The following is an 18,537-nucleotide window of genomic DNA, read 5'->3' on the forward strand; positions in this document are numbered from 1 at the left end:
GGAGAACTCACATGCTAAGGAACGTCATCGGAGCCCTCGTCGGCTCGCAAGTCACCAAACAAGTCCCCATCGCAGGCGGCACGGCAGGCGCTCTGCTGGGAAGCGCGATCCCGTTTGCGCTCAAGCGGATGAGCCTGCCCACCATGATTGCCGTCGGCGCTGGCGGTTACCTGTTCAAGAAAATGCGCGACGACAAGCGCGCCCGCGAAAGCGAAGTGCAGATTGCAGGCACAAGCATCGACGGCGACAGCATCGAAGCCCTGCCAAAACCCAAAGCGGCCAAGAAAACGAAGCCCAAGGCCAAGACCGCTTCGCGCAGTCGGAAAGCTGAAATGGCCGGCTCGCCGGCAGCGCCACTGGTCAATGGCGGCGGAGTGGCAATGCCTCCGGTGCCCACCAACTGAACCCAACCAGACCTGACACATAATCAGCGCGAGCCGGTCCCATACCGGCTCGCGCTTTGTGCGTCTGCGGAAGCCCTTTAGGGCAGGTCGAGCTGCACCCGCGATGCGAGCGCCGAAAACTGGCCCGCTGACGCAGGTTCGCCATCGGCGAACGGCCCGTCCTCACGCCAAAGGCCGAGCATCTGGTCGAGAGTTTCGCGAACGGCACCGGCTTTGGGCGCATCGAGATCCTCGGCAATCCTGCGCGCGACCGTCACGAAGCCCCACGCATCCTGATATTCGGCAGGATCGGTGATCGCGCCGTCTTTGACCGCGATCGCATATTCTTGGCTTGCGGTGTCCATCAGGAACCGGATCTGTGCTGCCGGATCGCCCCCGGCAGCCTCGCGCATCTTTTCGAGATTGGCCTGCGCGGCGGCAAGTTGCGGTTCGACTTCGGACGCGGGAAGGCCCGCTTCAAGACTGTCTGAAACTTGCTCGAAGGGAGCGGGATCGAAGCCCAGCGCGTCCAGTCCAGCGCGCTCGTCCGAATGGGTTTCGGACACCGGGTGAAGCAGATGCGGCGCAGCCGCCTCGCTTTCACCTGCACGATAAAGCGCCAAGCCCGCCTCAACGTGCCCTGCCATGAAGACCAGGCGCTGTTCCACGGGAAGGGCGCCGATCTCGCCGCCTTCTCCTCCTTCGCCGCCTTCACCAGCCTCTCCGGCTTCGCCTGCGGAGCCAGCTTCACCCACCATGGCGGCTTCGCCACCTTCGCCCGCCTCGCCGCCGCAACCGGCAAGACCCGTACCGATCAAAGCGGTTGCAAGGCCAAGCGCACCCCATGTCTTCATCTCAACTTTCATTGAATGTCCTCCAGCTTTGTCGCATGTCTGGCTCACGCCATAGCCACGGAGGGGGCAAGTGCAAATCACCATAGAGCAGGTGCCATGATCCTGAGCATCGCAGCAATCACGGACGAGACGACACTCGCTGACATTCGCGCAAAGCTTGAGGCGCTGACGTGGCAAGATGGGCGCGCGACAGCCGGGGCGGCGGCGCGCGAGGTCAAGGATAACGCGCAGGCGGTGATGAGCGATGCCGCATGGCGCAATCTCAACGCCGTGCTTGGCCCGCTCATTGCAGAAAACCCGGTCGTAAAGGCGGCTGCGCGGCCCCGGCGCATTTCGAACCCTATGATAAGCAAGACCGAAGGCGGCGGGCATTACGGCGCTCACGTCGACAATGCGATCATGGGCACTGGCACCGCGCGGATGCGCACCGATATCTCCTTCACGCTGTTTCTGAGCGATCCGGAAAGCTATCAGGGCGGAGAACTGGTCATCCACACTGCGGGTATGACCCAGTCGATCAAGGGCAAGCCGGGCGAGCTTATCCTATACCCCTCGACCAGTATCCACGAAGTGCGCCCTGTGACCGATGGCACCCGTATTGTCGCGGTGGGCTGGATCGAGAGCACGATCCGCGACGACCACCAGCGAGAGATGCTGTTCGATCTGGAAAACCTGCGCACTACGCTGCGTCAGAAATTGCCGGGAGGGTCGGCAGAATTGCTCACGGTCGATAAGACGATTGCGAACCTGCTCAGGATGTGGGGGCAGGCTTGACGCTGGCACGCTTCGAAGCAGGGCGCTTTGCCTTCACCGTGAACCAGATTATGAGGCTGACGCCGACCACACTGGGGCCTGCCCAGATCAGCGGATTGAAGACATGTTCGGGAACCCAGCGGATCAGGCCGACCGACATGAATGCGGTGTAGGCTGAAATGCCCATCCCGATGAGGGCGCGAAAATGTTCGCCAACGTATGATTTGGGCGAGGGCGCTTGCGGGCGCCAGATGAAAATCTGTTGCAGGCTCATCGCAACGATGCCGAGGAGCGCGACCGCCATCATCAGAACTTCCCCGATGCGCGCGCCGTAAATGCCGCATTGAAGTGCCGAAATGATCACAGCGGCAATGACGACCTGATAACGAAACCGCCTAAGCGCTGTGCGGTCGCGGGCGTGCCTGACGACGCTGAGGCCATAGTCGGCAAACCCTATCGTCAGCAGACCGAGATAGAGCATCATCCATCCGAAAAGCCCATCAAACAGCACGCGGTCGGTCACCGATGGAATGCGCTCTTCAGGACCGTAAAGCGACAGCAAGGCCATCGCCACGGCAAGCGCACCTGCACCCATGAACCCGTAGCAGGCAATGCGCCCCCAGCGGCGGTGGTTCATCGCGCCTTTTCGTGTCGCGATCGGCACCCAGAACGCAATCAGCCCGGTCGCTCCGGTGATTACGTGAAGGACAACGAGTAACTCGAACAAGTGCATACACTGCATGTGTACAATTTTCTGGACACTATTCGAAGCGATTTATGCTTTGTGATTAAGTGGTGCGCCAACTGGTCTCAGCATTGAGATAGTCGGAACGCACGATCACATTTCCGATCTGACGTTCGCGAATTCCTTCGGGCAGATTCTGGACCGGAAGCTTAGCGTCGCGGGCCGCTTGTTCGAGCACGGTGGCGAATGCGCTGCGATCGGGCCAGGTGGTGCACAGGCGAACCCTACCATGTTTCCAGCACAGGGTCTGATCCCGCTCACCCTCCATTGCGGGCTCGGCCTTGCCCGAATAATGATCGTACCAACCGCCCGTCACACCATGCGATCCGCGCTCGTCAAGTCGGTCCGGCAGGCTCTCGCTGAGCGTAATCGTGCCGCCGACCAGCGGGCCCAGCTTGCCCGGTGCAAGGTTGTGGGGAATTGCAAAATCATCGTCGCGGCTCCCGGTGCGCGGACCGATCACGACTTCGCCCTCATAGTCTTCAAGTGCCGCGACAAGCGCGTCGGGTACGATCGGAAGGCACGGGATGACGACCATCGGATAGTCCGACAAATCAGCACTTGGCGCGACGATATCTATGTTGAGCCCAAGCTTGCGAAGCGCAGAATAGCATGCGAATGCCGCCCATAGCGCCGAGCGACCCTGACCCTGTGGCTGGATCTGTGTGATCCACTCCGCATCGTAGGCGAAGACGATGGCTGCGTGCCGGGGCGTCGCGCTCTGGTCGAGCCCCTGGAACTCGCCAAGCGCATCTGCGGCCTCTCTGGCCTCGGCGAAAGCGGGCGCTGGCTCACCATCGGGGCGCAAAAGCCCTGCATGCATCTGCTCTTGCGCCCGAGGGCATTGCCTCCATCGAAAATAGCTTACCAGCTCCGCTCCGTGGGCGAAGGCCTCCATCGTCCAGAGCTTCACCATGCCGGGCAAGGGTGCGGGATTGTAGCGCGCCCAGTTCACCGGCCCCGGCTGCTGCTCGAGCACGCTCCAGCGCCCATCGATGGCGCAGCCGCGATACAGATCATGGTGAAATGCCGCGATGTCGGGGTGGCCCTGATGAGCGTATGCGCGTTTCTCTTCCTCGGAAAAGCGGAACATCTCAAGGAAGCCAAGCGGATAGCTGTCCCACCCCAGCACGTCGATATCGGCGGCAAGGTCATGGTGATCGTAGCCCGTGTAAAACCCCATCGCATTATGCGTGATGTCGCGGCCCGGCGAACATTCGCGCAGGATATCGACCTGTATCCGGTTGAACGCGATCACCTGATCCGAGGAGAAGCGCCGGAAGGCCAGCCAGTGTGCGGGGTTCGCCTCGGTCACGGTGAGGTTGGGCAATTCAACCTCATCAAAGCTGCGATATTCCATGCTCCAGAAGACATTGCCCCAGGCGGCGTTCAGCGCCTCGATGGAGCCGTAACGTGTCGCAAGCCAGGTTCGGAACGCATCGCGCGCGCTGCCGGAGAAGCTCTGCACCGTGTCATGGCAGCCATATTCGTTATCGGTCTGCCATGCGACCACGCCCGGATGCCCGCCATATCGCTGTGCCACGGCTCTGGTGATGCGCGCGGCCTCGGCCCGGTATCCGGCGTGGCTGAAGCAATAATGGCGCCGCGATCCGTGTCCGCGCGGTTTCCCGTCGCGGTCGATTGCGATCATGTCGGGCATCTGGTCGACAACCCATTTCGGCGGTGTCGCTGTCGGTGTCCCCATGATGATGCCGAGGCCGGCCTCATGCAGCGCCTCGACCGCGCGATCGAGCCAGCCCCAATCAAAGCGGCCCGGCTTCGGTTCGATCCGGCTCCATGCAAACTCGCCTATGCGAACCCGCGAAAGACCGACCTCGCGCATCTGGGCGGCATCGATCGCCCATCGGTCTTCGGGCCAATGCTCGGGGTAATAGCAAACACCAAGATCCATGGCTTAACGCTGACCCAGTTTGCGCAGGTGATAATCATGGTCGCCGAACATCGCATCATAAGCGAGCAGGCGCTTGTGATAGTGCCCGACATTAAGCTCATCGGTCAGGCCAAGTCCGCCATGCACCTGTATCGCTGATTCTCCGATTTCGCGCCCAAGCTTGCCGAGCTGGCCTTTGAGCACGTGGATATCGCGCGCCGTCACCGCGCCCGAATTGGCAAGCGCTGTTGTGTAAGTCAGCGTCGACAGCGCCTTCGCATAGGCGATCTTCATGTCGGCGAGCCGATGCGCAATAGCCTGAAACATGGCAATCGGCTGTCCGAACTGTTTGCGCGTCATGGCGTATTCGCTGGTGATGTCGAGCAGCGCATGCATCGCTCCCAGCGCTTCTGCGGAGAGCACGATAAGAGCCTGAGCGATGATGCGATCGAGAGCGTCGCTTGCATCATCGAGCAGCATTGCATCGGAACCCACCCGCACATTGTCGAAGCGGATATTGGCTGCGCTGCGCCCGTCAATCGTGGTGAAGGGTGATGTCGAAAGCCCTTCGGTGCTCCTCTCGACAAAAAACAGCGCGACCTTGCCCGTGGCACACATCTTTGCAGCCACGACCAGCACATCAGCATCGCCGCCGGCGATAACGATCCGCTTTTCTCCCGTCAGCACGAAACCCGCATCATTTTCTTGAGCCGTCATTGCGATGAGCTCGGGCGACGCGGTGCCGTTGCCCTCTTCATATGCGAAAGCTGCCACCGCTTCCCCGCTTGCAAGCTTCTCGATCCACTCTGCCGCCCTCGGGTTCGCGCTCGCCGCGAGGGCCGCGCCTGACAGCATGATCGCAAAGGCGAAGGGTTCGATCACAAGATGCTTGCCGAAACTGCGTGAGAACGAGACGAGGTCGCTGATCGACCCTCCCAGTCCGCCATGCTCTTCGCTGAAGGGAAGGGCCAGCAGGCCAAGCTCGGCAAATTGCGCCCAGACATTTGCAGACCATGGTTCGTCGGACGCGACCAGCGCTTTGCGGCTGTCGAAGTCGTAATTCTTCTCAAGATAGCGCGTGACGCTGTCGAAGAGCATCACCTGCTCTTGCGAGTAGCTGAAGTCCATCGCCTCAGGCCCCTGCAGCAAGACTGCGTGCAATCAGGTCGCGCTGGACCTCGTTGCTGCCGGCATAGATCGTGGTCGCACGGCTGTTGAGGTAAAGCGGCATGGTGATGAGGTCGAACTCGCTTCCCTGCGGCTCGACATTCGATCCCACACGCAACGCTTCCAGCTGGCGGGCAAGGCCTCCCACTCCCGACACCTTGCTCATCATAACGCTCGCGCGCTGGACGAGTTCAGAATTGATCGTCTTGTTCATCGAGGGGAATGCAGGGTCGCGCGCGATTTCGTGACCGCTGATCGCCAGCTTTTCCAGATGGCTTAGCGACGTTACATCAGCTTCAAGCTCACCGAAATCGCGCTGAAATACCGGATCGTCGGCCAGCATTCCGCCGAACGGCGAACTCGTCTCACAGGCCGCTGCGCGCGCGCGTTCCAGATAGCGCATCAGAGTGGGGCTCGCCGCATTGCCCCCGCCGCGCTCATGCTTGAGCAGGTGTTTTGCCACGCTCCAGCCCTGATTTTCCTCACCCACGCGGCCTGATTGCGGCACGCGGACATTGTCGAAGAAGACTTCGCATTGCTCAGGAAAGCCATCGAGCCCGTAGATCGGGCGCACTTCCATGCCGGGATAGTCCATCCGGTCGAGCAGGAGGAATGTGATCCCTGCCTGTTTCTTGCCCTCGGTGCTGGTGCGCACCAGCATGAACATGCGGTTTGCGTGATGCGCGTAGGTCGTCCAGATCTTAGAACCGTTGATGATGTAGTCATCGCCATCAGCCTCGGCGCGGCAACTCAGCGAGGCCAGATCGGACCCAGAACCCGGCTCGGAGTACCCCTGCGCCCAGAAATCCTGGCCTTTCAGAATCGGTGGCAGGTATTTCGCCTTTTGCTCTTCGGTACCAAGGTCGATCAGCAGCGGCCCCACCATGCCAAGGCTCTGCGGCAGAAGCGGGGGCAGGTCGGCCTTTCGGTACTCCTCTGCGAAGATGAAGCGTTGCTCGACGCTCCATCCTGTCCCGCCATACTCCTTGGGCCAATGGGGGGCGGCCCAGCCTTTTTCGTAGAGAATCTGATGCCAGGCCATGCACTGGTCAAACGGCGCAAATACGCTCGTCGTCTTGCGACCGGCTTCGCGGATGGCCGGGGTCGGCGCGGTGGCGAAGAACTCCGCCACTTCGCGCCGGAAAGCTTCGAGCTCTGGCGAAAACTCGACATTCATCAGATGTGCCTCTCTCGTCTCTTTTTGGCCGCTCACCATGGACGAAGGGTGCGCGGAGGCAAGCCTAAAGAACGGCTTTGCAGATCGCCGGGCGGTAATGCTGGCACTTCGTCTTCAGGAGGGGCGCGTGCTTTCAACGCGCCGGTATTGGGCCCGCTCAGTGTCTTTTTGTCCGAAGCGCCACTGTCCCGTTCCGGGCCTTGGCGACTCCTGACCTCATGTTGACTCGGTGAATTGATCGGCTAGGTCATTTCTCAGGGCGCGTTTCGGGGGGATTATGGCGTCAAGGCGGGGCTCATTGTTGTCATTTTTCGGGGCCATGGTGCTTGGCCTTGCTCCTGCGCTGGTGGCGGCACAGGCAGACCGCACGTCCGCTTCCGATGGCGAAACCGATTTGCGCGCGCCGGACGCCCGCATTGCGCAGCCATCAGCTGCGGATATCGGCATTACGGCGATGATGCAGATGCTGCGCGATGAAGGCATCGATATAGACGCACGCATGGCCGGCGCTCGCACCCAATGCCGCAGCAGAGTTACAGCTCAGGCGACGGATGAAAGCGCTGACCAGATCGAGCGTGACATCGAGCAATGCATCGTCGGTGAAGAGGGCATCATCTACGCCCGCGCCATCAATGAAATGAACGCCAACCGCGTGAACTCGTTCAATGATGCGATGTCGGATTACAATGCACAGGTCGCCGAAGCCGAGCGCAAGGAACGCGAATACGAGCGCGAGTTACAAGGACACAGCGCTGAAGTCGCCGAGATCGAGCGGCAAAAGCAGCAATATGAGCGCGATATGGCAGCGCACAGGCGATTGCTTGCAGAGCGGGGTTTGCCTGTTACGGGCGAGGCTACGCCACCTTCGCAGATCGCTCAATCCTCGCCGCCGCAACAACAGACCGCGACCTCAGAGCCGGAACAGCCTGCGCAGCAGGTCGCATTGGCACAAGGCGCATCTCCACCTCAGAATACCGCACCGGTTCAGGCCCCACCACCGGTCCGAACTGCACAGGCCGATCCTCCGCCTGCGGCCGCGTCGCGTCAGTCGCCCCCGGCGATAGCCGCTGAACGCGGCACTCCCGACAGCTCGACGCCTTCCAAGAAGGCGCAGATCGCGGGTAACAGAGCAAGCGCCTCGCGCGGGTCGCCGACGGTGCCCGGTCGCGGCAGGATGCTTTCGCAGGGGCCCGGAACTTCTGCGCAGGAGGAAATCGAGCTCGCCATCATGGAAGCGAGCGGCCCCCGGATCGCGCTCGTCATTGGCAACGAGGAATATGCAGGCTCGATGGGAGCGCTTTCCAATCCGGTAAACGACGCGGTGCTGATCGGCGCCACACTTCGCAGCCTAGGGTTCGACGTCGAGATACTGACGGACGCAACGCAGCGGCAGATGAAGGAGGCCGTTCGTCGTCTGGGCGATCGCCTGCTCGCCGCCGGTGAGAACGCAACCGGGCTGTTTTATTACGCCGGACACGGAGTGCAGTCGAAGGGGGCGAACTTCCTCATTCCCGTCGGCTCGGTTGTCGATTCCGAAAGCGACCTTGAACTGGAGGCCGTGTCAGCCGATGCCATTCTCGCGCAGTTGGAAGAGGCCTACATCTCGACCCGCATCGTCATCCTCGATGCGTGCCGCAACATGCCTCTGCGCCGCCGCACGAGGAACGGTGAGCGCGGACTGGCCCGCATGGAAACACCCAATGGCAGCTTCGTCGCCTATTCGACTTCGCCAGGAAGCACGGCGGCTGACGGCGGAGGCATCCACAGTCCCTTTGCAGAAGCTCTCGCAACGCAGATGCTGGTGCCTGACAGACCGATTGAAGTGACGTTTCGCGAAGTCAGGCGACAGGTCGTCGAGATGACCAGCGGAGATCAGGTGCCGTGGGATTCGTCCTCGCTCCTGGAGACGTTCAGCTTTTCCAAGAGCCGCTGAGATCAACCGCTCTTGATCTAGCGGCGTTCATGGTGCCATCAGGCATGATGCAAGCTCATACCCGCGCCCTTATCGCCGCTTCCACTTTTTCCGTCATTACCGGCGAGACGGTTGCCGGGATTTACGATCACACGTCTGGCCGCAATCTCAAGATAGCAGCAGAATGCCGCGGCGATCGCCTTCAGGCCTTCGACGGCGAGCGAGGCGTGCGCTTCGGCGGCACGCTCCCGGAATTGTACGATGAGGGCGACGAGGCCTACGTCTCACTGGAAGTCGCAGGCGACAAAGCGCGAGGCCACGACCGCGCAAGCGCGAGCGACTACTCCGCTCACGTCGAGGATGGATTGGTGCGGCTCTACGATTACGCGGCGAGCGAGTGGTTCGCCTACGATATGCAGGGCCCTGAGACTGGCTTTGCCTATCACCGCGATCTTCAAGCGGGACGCTGAGGTCTGGTGAGGAATGGTGGGCGCGGCAAGGATTGAACTTGCGACCCCACCCGTGTGAAGGTGACGGAGCAAGCTGTTTCGAGTTTGTTTGAGTTTGCGCAAGCTTGTTGAATCGCAGGTATTTCAGCGGTTTACCATGTTTGTGAGTTGTGCCCACTTGTTTGACGGGGTATTCAGATTGCCGGGCCGTCCTTTTCCGGTCCTTTTTTCTGGAGCCGATCGAATGAAGGTTGCAAAGCTAACCAAGCGCGAAATCGCAAAGCTGAAACCCGCCGAAAAACCCTACGTCGCATGGTGCGGCGTTTTGCCCGGCTTCGGGCTGTCGGTTCGTCCAAGCGGCGTCATGTCATTCATCGCGCAATACGACTTTGGCGGACGGGCGGGATCGACGCGTCGTGCGACGATCGGTCGGTTCGGTGATTGGACAGCCGACGAAGCACGACTTGAAGCTGAAGACATACTTCGGGCCGCGAAGCGGGGAGTAGATCATGTCGAAGCGAAGGCGAGGCGCAAAGCTGAACTAACGGTCGCGCAGCTTTGCGACGAATATCTTGAACACGGTTGCGAGCATAAGAAGCCGTCAACCGTCGCGATGGATAAGGGCCGTATCAATCGGCATATCAAACCGCACAAGATCGCGCGAATGAAGATAAGCGATGTTCGAGACGTGCATGTCGAGCGTTTGCTCAAAGACATTGCCAGCGGGAAAACAGCGGTGAAACGCGAAGGTGGCAAAGGTTACATCGCAACCGGCGGAAAAGGCACTGCAACGCGCACCGTTCGAATGCTTGGCGGTATCTTCAGCTACGCCGTGAAGTGCAAATACCTCAAACAGAACCCGCGTAGTGGCGTTGAACTCTATCCTGACAAGAAGGGTGAGCGGTTCTTGTCTCCGAATGAAATTCAACGATTGGGTGAGACGCTGCGCGAAGCTGAAACCGACGGATTGCCGTGGCAACCGAAGGACGGCCCCAACGCGAAACATACGCCGAAGAAGGCAGCAACGGCGCGCGAAGTCGTGTCACCGTATGCCGTAGGCGCTATTCGCTTGTTGATGCTGACAGGTTGTCGGCTGCGCGAAATCCTCAATTTGCGTTGGTCGCAAGTCGATCTTGAACAAGGGTTGTTGGACCTGTCGGACTCGAAAACAGGGGCAAAGAAGGTCTTGATCGGAGCCGCCGCAATCAAGGTTCTTGAAGACCTCAAGTCGAAGCGTCTCGAAGGTAACCCGCACGTCATACCGGGCGAAGCAAAGGGCAAGCCGCGAAGCGATCTAAAGCGGCCTTGGAAGCGGATAACCGAACACGCCGGGTTAAACGTCGATAGCGAAGGCAACCCAAAACCGCTTAGGCTTCACGATCTTCGCCATAGCTTTGCGTCAATGGGCGTCGCGTCGAACCTTGGCCTGTCAATTGTGGGCAAGCTGCTAGGCCACGCATCGCCGACGACGACACAACGCTATGCCCACATTGGCGAAAGTGCAGAACGCCGTGCGCTGAACGAAATCGAAAACAAGATCGCGGCGGCGGCTGGCATGATCGACACGGCTAAAGTTGTCGATTTGAAGCGAGGCGCAGCGTGACCCGCACCGTCGTTGTGAATAAGCACGAATGGGAATTGTTCGACGGCGAAGTGCCTATTCAACTCCCGAAGCGCGGTCGTCCGCGTAGCAATGAAGCGGCTCGCCGGACTGTTGTTATCGAGAAGGCATCGGCTGAAGTCGTCAACGAAGACTTCATGGCGGTAGCTGCAAAGTATCAAGACGAATTCTATGGCGAACGCACCGTCGCCGATAAGGATAGCATTGAATACTACCACCAAAGAAAGCACGTAGCGAAGCTTATCAGAAAGCACTTAGAAGAGTAATTTTCATTGAAGATTTTTGTCTCCTAGGTTTTTCCAGCAAGCTTCACCAAGCTTGATCCATCTTACGCAAATGAGGATGGATCATGGATTACCTGCGACGCGATAAGGCGGCTGAATACCTTCAGAAGAATTGGGGCTTTGGCGCTGTCGATACCCTTGCCAGCTTAGCCACACGGGGCGGAGGGCCGCGTTTCCGCAAGCTAGGGCGCTTCCCGGTCTATACCGAAGCCGACCTAGACGAATGGGCGCGCAGCCGCCTCTCCGATCCGGTGTCGTCCACGTCCGAACTCGCTGAACAGCAACGCCAAGGCTAATTCCGTGCCCACAATGGAATCATGGGACGATTGCCCGCCGGGGATCGTCGGCGACTTGGCGCGCTATATTTTCGATCAGGCACCACGCCCCGTGCGCGAAATCGCCCTGGCGGGTTCCCTCGCGTTCCTCTCCGGCATTGTCGGGCGGCAGTTCAACGTCAGCGGCACGGGTCTGAACAGCTACATCATGCTCATTGCCCCGACCGGCACCGGCAAAGAAGCGGTCAATCAAGGCATATCGAAACTCGCAAGTTCGATCGAACCAATCGCGCCGAAGATAAGAGAACATATCGGACCCGGTGAAATACGATCCGACGCGGCTCTGTTGAAGCAATTCGCGCGTTCGAAGTGCTTCCTGACAATCAGTGGCGAAGTCGGATTGCTCATCAAGCGTATGAGCGGGCCGCGAGCAAACCCGAACGACTTGGGGCTGAAGCGGGTCTTGCTCGACCTCTATAACAAGTCCGGGCACGGCAACATGCTGAACCCAATGGTCTATAGCGATAGCGCGAAATCGACGGATGGGATCGAAGCACCGGCCTTCAGCTTCTTCGGCGAAAGCACGCCGGAACGATTCTTCGAAGCATTAGACGAAACGATGGTTTCCGACGGTTTGCTACCTCGCTTCATTATCATCGAATACACGGGCGACCGACCTAGCTTGAATGCCAAAGCGCCATTCGCGCAACCTAGCGACGAACTCATTCAACGCGTCGCCAGCCTGTCGGCGAAGGTCAATGAACTCGAACTGTTCAACAAAGTTAGCAACGTAGCTTTCGATCCTTGGGCGGAGCGGCTTTTTCGCGACTTTGATTTGTATTGCGACGATCAAATTCGCGGTTCGAAAGAGGTGTATCGCCAGATTTGGAACCGAAGCCATTTGAAGGCGATGAAGCTTGCCGCGCTTGTTGCTGTGGGCATCAATTGGGAAGCGCCCGTTATCGGTCAGAAGGCCGCAGAATGGGGAATCAATTTAATCAAGAGCGACGCCGAAAACCTTATCGGACGGTTCGAGCGCGGCGAAGTCGGCGATTTGAGTGGCAACGAAATCGCACAACAGGACCGGGTGCGGGCTGTCATGCGGGAATGTCTCGAACGGCCCTATGATGAAATCGCAAAGACGTATGGTGGCACGGCTGAAATGCACGCGACGGGCCTCGTCACGCATCAATACCTTCAGCGGCGTCTGTTGACGCTCCCAATGTTCAAACACGATCCGATTAAGGCGACGCCCGCATTGAAGCGAGCGATCGAAAGCTTGGCGAACAACTCCGAAATTGAATTCCTCTCCCGAACCAACTGCAAACAGATATTCGGGCACACTTTCGTTTGTTACCGTTTCGCCGAATACAGCAAGAACAACTTCGTCGAAGAAGCGAAGAACCGCACGTTCTTTCAACCGGATATCGGCAAGCTAGTCCGCACGGATATGAAAGAAGGGCGGGGGCTATGAGCCGGAAACCCGCAGAAATCCGCCAGATATGCACATATGAAAATATGAAGGGCCGGGGATCGACCGCCACTAGGGATGGTCTATCGGAACACTGTTCATATCTTCATATATTCATATTCAACCAATTAATTTCACATTTTCAATGCCTTGCGCAAATTAGGTGCTTCATACCGATTGCATATCATTTGAAGCCCGGTTTCGCCGCAATTGCCCGCGTCCTTTGTTCGTCCTTTTCGTCAAACCGGACTGTCGGACAATCCATTGAAATCACGATGATTAATCGCCTCAACCGCCACCTTATGTGGGCAGCGGTCATAGGTTCGCACGCTCGAACTTCAGGCTTCGCAGAGGAACTCCCAACATGACCTTCGCACCGCGTAACCCACAAGAGCCGACATTCGAAGAATACGAACAGACAGTTGAACTTGCGACGGAGCAGTTCAAGCCGATCTTGCGAAGCTTCGTCCGAAACCTGTTCGCTGAAATGCGTTGGGAAACGGCAAAGGCGGCATTCGCTAAGCCTGTGGGTAAGGCAATGACAGCCGCGCTCGAAAAGCATGTTGAAGCTTACCGCGTCGCCGTCGGACTTCCCAATGATTGTCCTGTCGTAATTGATCGCATTCTTGATCGTATCACAGCGAAGAACTTACCCGATGATTTGATCGTCGTTGCCAACGTAGAGATTGAAACGATTATTCGTCGAATACCTGAAGAAAACGAGAGCGATGAGTTTATCGAACTTGCGTTCAAATACCAAGAAAGCGTTCCAGAATTCGCGAACAATAGAAAGTTCATTGACGTAATAAAGCAATTATATCGTAATTCTCGTAGCGAGCCGTTCGTATTATTAGAAAGAGAGCTACTTTTACTTGACAGGTGCTATCGGTTCCTAGAATCCTTGACCGTGAACCAAGGAACCAAAGTCGGGGCTTAGAAGTCGGATCATGTCGCAAGGATGGCCTTCAACACCGCAGGAAACCGCGCCCGCGCCCGCTGACACGGGTTCGAAGCCGAAGAACGTGCGGATGAAGCTGGATACGACCCGCGACTGCCAAAAGGCGCTTGCGCGGCTCATACGGGCCGCTCTGGCGGGTTCGATCGAGACTAGTGACCTGTCCCGCTACTCGAACGCGCTGATGATCCTAGCTCGCTTGATCGAAGGATCGTCGCTCGAAGATCGGATCGCGGCTCTTGAGGCTAAGGCCAAATGAGCATTCGCCGCCGCATCGAACGCCTTGAAGGCCCGAACGTGATCAATCGTCCGCCTTGTGTCGTTGCGGTGCGAGACGGCGAGACTTTGGCCGAAGCCTTCGATCGGATCGAAGCCGAACACGGCGCACGCCCGATCAAACCACTTGTCGTCCCGGCATGGCCGCAAACCGATGAAGAACGCGCCGAATTGATGCGGCGCTTCAAAGAGCAACAGCTTCGCTCAATGGCCGAAGCCAAATCATCAAGACCGAAGAAGGAAGATACCCATGAATACGTCAACGCCCATTTTCTCAAACGATCCTAGTTCCACTGCGTTCAACTCCATGATCGGAACGAATACGGGCCGCAAAGCGAAGCTTGGCGATCCGTCCGACATGGATACGGGCGTCGCTGCGCCGGTCAAACAGGCGCACACCGCCGTTGAAAACGGCATGTCGAAGATTACCCGGCTCGCTGAAGACGAAACGCGAAGCACGCCCGAAAAGCACGACGCGGCTCGAACCGTCGCCGAACAGACTGTCGCGACACTGAAGAGCACGCAAAGCGCGCTTCGCTTTCATGCCGATCAAATGCTTAGCGAAGCGCAGCGAGTGGTTGACGATCGGTTCGCGCCAGCTTCCGACGGATACAATGCGTTTCAGCAATACGACGTGTCGAAGTGGATTGGCGAGCAAGCGCGAAAGAAAGACGGGCTTGCCACGATTAAGCGCGAAATGAAGTCGGACCCGGACATTGCGATCGCGCTCATTCACGGCAAATCGTATCTTATGGGGCTGACGCATGAAGTTCGAATGAGCCTAGCGCATGAAGCCTATCGCCAGCACATGCCGAAAGAAATGGCGAAGATCGAAAAGGCTGCGAAACTGCAAGAGTTGGCCGACAAGTATTCGGTCGCCATGCGGTCGATCAACAAAGGTTGGTTCAACGGAGCAATGGCAGAGAAGGCCAAGAGCCGGGTTACGATCTAGGCTCGAACGAAGCACCGCCCGCCGGGAAGTGCGCCCCTTCCTTCGCGCTGTCCCATTCCCGGCGGTCTTAGCCCCGGCCCCTAAACCGACCTTGGGGTCGGGGCTTTTCTTCGGATTCTTCTTCGAAATGCAGCCTAAACCTTCTAAAGCAAGGCGATGACAGAAGAATCTCAAAAGACCCGTCCGAATTGTGGGCAGTGCGGCAAGCCCGCCGTCATGGTGATTGAAGAAATGCCGCTTTGCATCGACTGCGAGTATAAATTTCAACAGTCGCGGTGGATGGTCTTCGCACAGAACGCGGCCATGTATAATATGGCGGACAGGCAGATGACCGCCGTAACAGGAATGCCTCACCTCTCGTCGCAAATCGACATTCCGAATGCTCCGGTGCCACCACTACATTACAACAATCAAAACGTGACTGTTCAGGGAGGCACCGTCGGTGCCATCAATTTTGGCAATGTGAATGATATCCAAGTTAGCCTTCAAACCCTGACACAAAATGGTGAAATCGGGTTTGCAGACGCTTTGGCGGACGTCACGAATGCAATCTTGGAATCAAACGAGATTGCCGAGGACCAAAAGAATGAACTCTTGGAGCAAGTCGCCTTCTTATCTTCGCAGGCTACTAGCGAACCCAATGATCGTAAGCCGGGAATGATCAAATCCGTTCTCGGAACCGTAAGCGAAGGGGCGGGAGCGGTTAAGGCGTTGTCTGATGCGTGGGGCGCGGTGGAGCCGCTGCTCAAAGGGCATTTTGGCATAGGCTGACTAACGAACTCTATTCCGCATCCTCACAACGGTGAAGGGCGAAGCACACTTCGCGAAAATAATCGTTGAAATAACATTCGCTTGCCTTGGCGCTAATATAGCGGCTCAATAAGAAAAAGGACCGGCAAAGGACTTTGGGCTAATTCGCTTCGTCTAGCCAACCTTCGACCGCGCCGTTGAACCGCTCAACAATATCGTCTCGCCCGCAAAGGCTTGGCGTTGTCAGGTAGCTGTAGGTCTGCGTAACCGCCCGTCGAAGTTCGTCGGCGCTCAATTCCATCGCGAAGACGTTGACGAAATCGTGTATGTCTACAACTGCAATGTCGCGGCCATATGGCTTCAGGAAACGAATAAGGTCGGCGGGTTCGGCAAGATCATCGTCGCTGTTCACGTCCGAAGCGATGATTGTATATTTGCGGAGGCCAGCCGTATCCATCTTCTTGCGAAAGTCGCCGACACGATTTTTCCAATCGGGTCGAACGGTCACTTCATAAGCCCGAATTAGATCCCCGTTTAGCATTTCCTCAATGTCGCCCGCTGTAGTGTCGAAGCGGTCGGAAGCATGAACGTGATGCGTCTTAATCTCGTAGCCGTATCGCTGGCGGTGAACGAACAAGAGAGCGGCGATTAGGAACTGTTGAACATTGCCTTCGGATGGAATGGCAATCAGTGAATAGAACAGCTTTCGAGCACGTGCGTAGGTAAGAACGTCGTCACCAACCGGGGGCAACGGGGCAATGACTTTCCGGCTTTCGGAAAACTTCGCGGCCATATACTCCGCACTTCGGTTTCGCTGTTCGCTGTCCAATGCGGCGAGCCTTCGCGCAAAGGCGTCAAAGCGCACGTCGTCTTGAAGGCGAGCATTCGAGACGTTGCCCTTCCATCCTAGGTTTTCACCGAAAGCTGTAACAGCTTTGTGAATTGTAATGCTGCGAAGTCCTAGTTCCGTAGCGAAACGCTTGTCGCCGTATTTCCCGCGAATTCCTGTCGGAATGGAATTGCAGTCCCATTCCGCATCTACGGTCGCATAGAAGGCGAAGAACAGTGAGGCTAACCGCACGCTACCTGAAGTGTGGGCAAGTTGTCCGTCCAATGCTGCTCGCGTCGCACCGTCCGGCAAAGCATTGAGTTTCGCGCCTTCTATGAATCCGTCGATATGTTCGAGCGCGTTATCGACCGCGCGTTCAACCAAGACGTTGCGGGGCATTACGCCGCTGCCAGCAAGGGCAATGCCGCTGCGGGCTGATAGTGCGTGTCAGGGCACGCTGTCTTGCCTTCGAGTTGAATGCGTAGTGCGTTGCCAAGTGCTTCGCCGAGAACGGGCGGAACTGCGTCCCCGACTTGAGTGTATTGCGACGATCGCGAGCCAGCGAACCACATATCAGCCGGGAATGTTTGGATAAGGGCTGATTCCTTCAGCGTCATACGACGTGCGCCGGGCACTTCCCCTTCGCGCGGCTTTCCCCCTGCCATTAGGTGCGCGGAATAGTCAGGCGCAATGTCCAAAGTATCGACCCAATGCGTCTTGTAGCCTCCCGCTGAAGCCAAGATCGTATGACACGGCGCAGTAAGGTCGATCGGACGCCCGCCGCCATTATAGACTTGCCCAGCATAGGGGCTTCGGCGCGGGTCCGGGTATTTGGCGTAGATCACCGGGCAATCAGGCGGGTCGCCTAGCGGACTTTCTTTGTCGATCACCGTTCCCGACGCGACGTGCGGTTGATCTGTATCCGGCCCATGACTGGGCTTGGGAAACCAAAACGATCCTTCGCGCATGCCCACGATAATGAGGCGGCGGCGTTTTTGAGGCACGCCATAGTCAGCCGCCGAAACGACATGCCATGATATGTTGTAGCCCTTCGCTTCGAAGTCCTGAAGTAACTCGGCAAGATACTTGACGCGACTTCGTGTCGCCAAGCCGGGCACGTTTTCGCATAAGAATGCTGCGGGCCGCGCTTCGTCTAGCGCCCGCATGAATTCAGGGAACATATTGCGTGCATCTGCGGTGCCACGACGAAGCCCGCCGGTCGAAAACGGCTGACAAGGTGGACCGCCATAAATTACGTCAACCACGCCCCGATATTTCTCAAACGAAACGCTGCGAATATCGTTCTGATAGTGTTCGGCATCCGGCGTGTGCGCATCATAAGTTTCGACGGCATCTTTACGCTTTTCGACGCACGCGACCGGTTCGATCCCAGCACGCTTCATTCCGATCGACAGTCCGCCCGGACCAGAGAATAAGTCGAGAGCCTTCATAAGATTCGCATGCAGTGCATTTAACTACGATGCAAGTTTGTTCTCAATACGTTCCAATATCCGTCCACGACCATGTTTGATTCTAGGGCGCGGTGCCCATTGGGTGCGCCGTCCTTTGCCGGTCCTTGTTTTGTGGGCAGTTCTCGCGCAGGACACATCACCTTGGTCGGTAAAGCATTGTTAATGCAAGCGAAAAATGGTGGGCGCGGCAAGGATTGAACTTGCGACCCCACCCGTGTGAAGGGTGTGCTCTACCACTGAGCTACGCGCCCGTCCGTTGCTGAGCGGCAGGGTGAAGCCGCTTGGACAGGGGCGGGCGTTTACTGTGGCGCTGGCCCTATT

The 18,537-nt window shown here is 57.9% G+C and carries 20 protein-coding genes and 1 tRNA gene; 13 read left to right on the forward strand and 8 right to left on the reverse strand.

From position 1 onward, the window contains the following. Positions 1–11: 11 nt before the first annotated feature. Complete coding sequence (locus tag CD351_RS05245; protein WP_111991626.1) at positions 12–404, forward strand: hypothetical protein; 393 nt, start codon at positions 12–14, stop codon at positions 402–404. A gap of 77 nt (positions 405–481) precedes the next feature. Here CD351_RS05245 and CD351_RS05250 read toward each other — a convergent pair whose 3' ends face one another. Continuing rightward, complete coding sequence (locus CD351_RS05250; protein WP_111991627.1) at positions 482–1,249, reverse strand: hypothetical protein; 768 nt, start codon at positions 1,247–1,249, stop codon at positions 482–484. 84 nt (positions 1,250–1,333) lie between these two features. Between CD351_RS05250 and CD351_RS05255 the strand changes: the two genes are divergently transcribed. Further along, positions 1,334–2,011, forward strand: coding sequence for a Fe2+-dependent dioxygenase (locus tag CD351_RS05255; protein ID WP_111991628.1), 678 nt, complete (start codon positions 1,334–1,336; stop codon positions 2,009–2,011). On the opposite strand, the gene CD351_RS05260 is transcribed toward CD351_RS05255, so the two are convergent. From CD351_RS05260 to CD351_RS05275, 4 genes are read right to left on the reverse strand one after another with little or no spacing between them, the layout of a single operon-like run. After that, positions 1,989–2,723, reverse strand: coding sequence for a hypothetical protein (locus tag CD351_RS05260; protein WP_111991629.1), 735 nt, complete (start codon positions 2,721–2,723; stop codon positions 1,989–1,991). The genes CD351_RS05255 and CD351_RS05260 overlap by 23 nt on opposite strands. A 55-nt stretch (positions 2,724–2,778) precedes the next feature. Next, the gene (locus tag CD351_RS05265) at positions 2,779–4,647 is read right to left on the reverse strand and encodes a beta-galactosidase (protein WP_111991630.1); all 1,869 of its coding nucleotides are present in this window, start codon (positions 4,645–4,647) and stop codon (positions 2,779–2,781) included. 3 nt (positions 4,648–4,650) lie between these two features. After that, positions 4,651–5,754: an acyl-CoA dehydrogenase family protein gene (locus CD351_RS05270; RefSeq protein ID WP_111991631.1), complete on the reverse strand. Its 1,104-nt coding sequence runs from the start codon at positions 5,752–5,754 to the stop codon at positions 4,651–4,653. Positions 5,755–5,758: 4 nt separating this feature from the next. Next, on the reverse strand, positions 5,759–6,970 hold the full coding sequence (locus CD351_RS05275; protein WP_111993606.1) for an acyl-CoA dehydrogenase family protein: 1,212 nt from the start codon (positions 6,968–6,970) through the stop codon (positions 5,759–5,761). Positions 6,971–7,271: 301 nt separating this feature from the next. On the opposite strand from CD351_RS05275, the gene CD351_RS05280 reads away from it, so the two are divergent. The 11 genes from CD351_RS05280 (at position 7,272) to CD351_RS05330 (ending at position 15,936) form a co-directional block, all read left to right on the forward strand. Beyond that, the gene (locus CD351_RS05280) at positions 7,272–8,903 is read left to right on the forward strand and encodes a caspase family protein (RefSeq protein ID WP_162627617.1); all 1,632 of its coding nucleotides are present in this window, start codon (positions 7,272–7,274) and stop codon (positions 8,901–8,903) included. 44 nt (positions 8,904–8,947) lie between these two features. Continuing rightward, a complete protein-coding gene (locus CD351_RS05285; protein ID WP_234027239.1) occupies positions 8,948–9,352 on the forward strand; it encodes a hypothetical protein in 405 nt (134 codons plus the stop codon). Between the two features lie 223 nt (positions 9,353–9,575). After that, positions 9,576–10,934, forward strand: coding sequence for a site-specific integrase (locus CD351_RS05290; RefSeq protein WP_162627618.1), 1,359 nt, complete (start codon positions 9,576–9,578; stop codon positions 10,932–10,934). Continuing rightward, positions 10,931–11,218 (forward strand): hypothetical protein, encoded by a 288-nt coding sequence (locus tag CD351_RS05295; protein ID WP_111991634.1) that lies wholly within the window; start codon positions 10,931–10,933, stop codon positions 11,216–11,218. The genes CD351_RS05290 and CD351_RS05295 overlap by 4 nt, the downstream gene beginning before the upstream one ends. An 83-nt stretch (positions 11,219–11,301) precedes the next feature. Beyond that, complete coding sequence (locus CD351_RS05300; protein WP_111991635.1) at positions 11,302–11,532, forward strand: hypothetical protein; 231 nt, start codon at positions 11,302–11,304, stop codon at positions 11,530–11,532. 4 nt (positions 11,533–11,536) lie between these two features. Beyond that, positions 11,537–12,985: a hypothetical protein gene (locus tag CD351_RS05305; RefSeq protein ID WP_162627619.1), complete on the forward strand. Its 1,449-nt coding sequence runs from the start codon at positions 11,537–11,539 to the stop codon at positions 12,983–12,985. Positions 12,986–13,346: 361 nt separating this feature from the next. Beyond that, a complete protein-coding gene (locus CD351_RS05310; protein ID WP_111991637.1) occupies positions 13,347–13,919 on the forward strand; it encodes a hypothetical protein in 573 nt (190 codons plus the stop codon). Positions 13,920–13,929: 10 nt separating this feature from the next. Next, positions 13,930–14,196, forward strand: coding sequence for a hypothetical protein (locus tag CD351_RS05315; RefSeq protein ID WP_174214246.1), 267 nt, complete (start codon positions 13,930–13,932; stop codon positions 14,194–14,196). Next, positions 14,193–14,501, forward strand: coding sequence for a hypothetical protein (locus CD351_RS05320; protein ID WP_111991638.1), 309 nt, complete (start codon positions 14,193–14,195; stop codon positions 14,499–14,501). Before CD351_RS05315 ends, CD351_RS05320 begins: the two co-directional genes overlap by 4 nt. Continuing rightward, entirely contained in the window at positions 14,464–15,165 is a 702-nt protein-coding gene (locus tag CD351_RS05325) for a hypothetical protein (protein ID WP_162627620.1), read from the forward strand. The genes CD351_RS05320 and CD351_RS05325 overlap by 38 nt, the downstream gene beginning before the upstream one ends. Positions 15,166–15,321: 156 nt before the next feature. Then, positions 15,322–15,936 carry a hypothetical protein gene (locus tag CD351_RS05330; protein WP_162627621.1) on the forward strand — a complete coding sequence of 205 codons (615 nt, stop codon included), beginning with the start codon at positions 15,322–15,324 and terminating at the stop codon, positions 15,934–15,936. Between the two features lie 139 nt (positions 15,937–16,075). Here the strand turns inward: CD351_RS05330 and CD351_RS05335 are convergent, their stop codons facing one another. The 3 genes from CD351_RS05335 to CD351_RS05345 form a co-directional block, all read right to left on the reverse strand. Next, entirely contained in the window at positions 16,076–17,128 is a 1,053-nt protein-coding gene (locus CD351_RS05335; protein WP_162627622.1) for a hypothetical protein, read from the reverse strand. 14 nt (positions 17,129–17,142) lie between these two features. Continuing rightward, a complete protein-coding gene (locus tag CD351_RS05340; RefSeq protein ID WP_111991642.1) occupies positions 17,143–18,195 on the reverse strand; it encodes a DNA cytosine methyltransferase in 1,053 nt (350 codons plus the stop codon). Positions 18,196–18,392: 197 nt separating this feature from the next. After that, positions 18,393–18,467, reverse strand: a tRNA-Val gene (locus tag CD351_RS05345). Positions 18,468–18,537 lie beyond the last annotated feature (70 nt).

Source organism: Erythrobacter sp. KY5, assembly GCF_003264115.1.
Taxonomy (GTDB): domain Bacteria; phylum Pseudomonadota; class Alphaproteobacteria; order Sphingomonadales; family Sphingomonadaceae; genus Erythrobacter.

Coding starts and splice junctions, on each gene's coding strand:
- CD351_RS05250 (WP_111991627.1), bottom strand. CDS start 1,249: ATGAAAGTTGAGATGAAGACATGGGGTGCGCTTGGCCTTGCAACCGCT.
- CD351_RS05330 (WP_162627621.1), top strand. CDS start 15,322: ATGACAGAAGAATCTCAAAAGACCCGTCCGAATTGTGGGCAGTGCGGC.
- CD351_RS05270 (WP_111991631.1), bottom strand. CDS start 5,754: ATGGACTTCAGCTACTCGCAAGAGCAGGTGATGCTCTTCGACAGCGTC.
- CD351_RS05320 (WP_111991638.1), top strand. CDS start 14,193: ATGAGCATTCGCCGCCGCATCGAACGCCTTGAAGGCCCGAACGTGATC.
- CD351_RS05255 (WP_111991628.1), top strand. CDS start 1,334: ATGATCCTGAGCATCGCAGCAATCACGGACGAGACGACACTCGCTGAC.
- CD351_RS05260 (WP_111991629.1), bottom strand. CDS start 2,723: ATGCACTTGTTCGAGTTACTCGTTGTCCTTCACGTAATCACCGGAGCG.
- CD351_RS05285 (WP_234027239.1), top strand. CDS start 8,948: ATGATGCAAGCTCATACCCGCGCCCTTATCGCCGCTTCCACTTTTTCC.
- CD351_RS05290 (WP_162627618.1), top strand. CDS start 9,576: ATGAAGGTTGCAAAGCTAACCAAGCGCGAAATCGCAAAGCTGAAACCC.
- CD351_RS05245 (WP_111991626.1), top strand. CDS start 12: ATGCTAAGGAACGTCATCGGAGCCCTCGTCGGCTCGCAAGTCACCAAA.
- CD351_RS05300 (WP_111991635.1), top strand. CDS start 11,302: ATGGATTACCTGCGACGCGATAAGGCGGCTGAATACCTTCAGAAGAAT.
- CD351_RS05310 (WP_111991637.1), top strand. CDS start 13,347: ATGACCTTCGCACCGCGTAACCCACAAGAGCCGACATTCGAAGAATAC.
- CD351_RS05315 (WP_174214246.1), top strand. CDS start 13,930: ATGTCGCAAGGATGGCCTTCAACACCGCAGGAAACCGCGCCCGCGCCC.
- CD351_RS05340 (WP_111991642.1), bottom strand. CDS start 18,195: ATGAAGGCTCTCGACTTATTCTCTGGTCCGGGCGGACTGTCGATCGGA.
- CD351_RS05265 (WP_111991630.1), bottom strand. CDS start 4,647: ATGGATCTTGGTGTTTGCTATTACCCCGAGCATTGGCCCGAAGACCGA.
- CD351_RS05275 (WP_111993606.1), bottom strand. CDS start 6,970: ATGAATGTCGAGTTTTCGCCAGAGCTCGAAGCTTTCCGGCGCGAAGTG.
- CD351_RS05325 (WP_162627620.1), top strand. CDS start 14,464: ATGAATACGTCAACGCCCATTTTCTCAAACGATCCTAGTTCCACTGCG.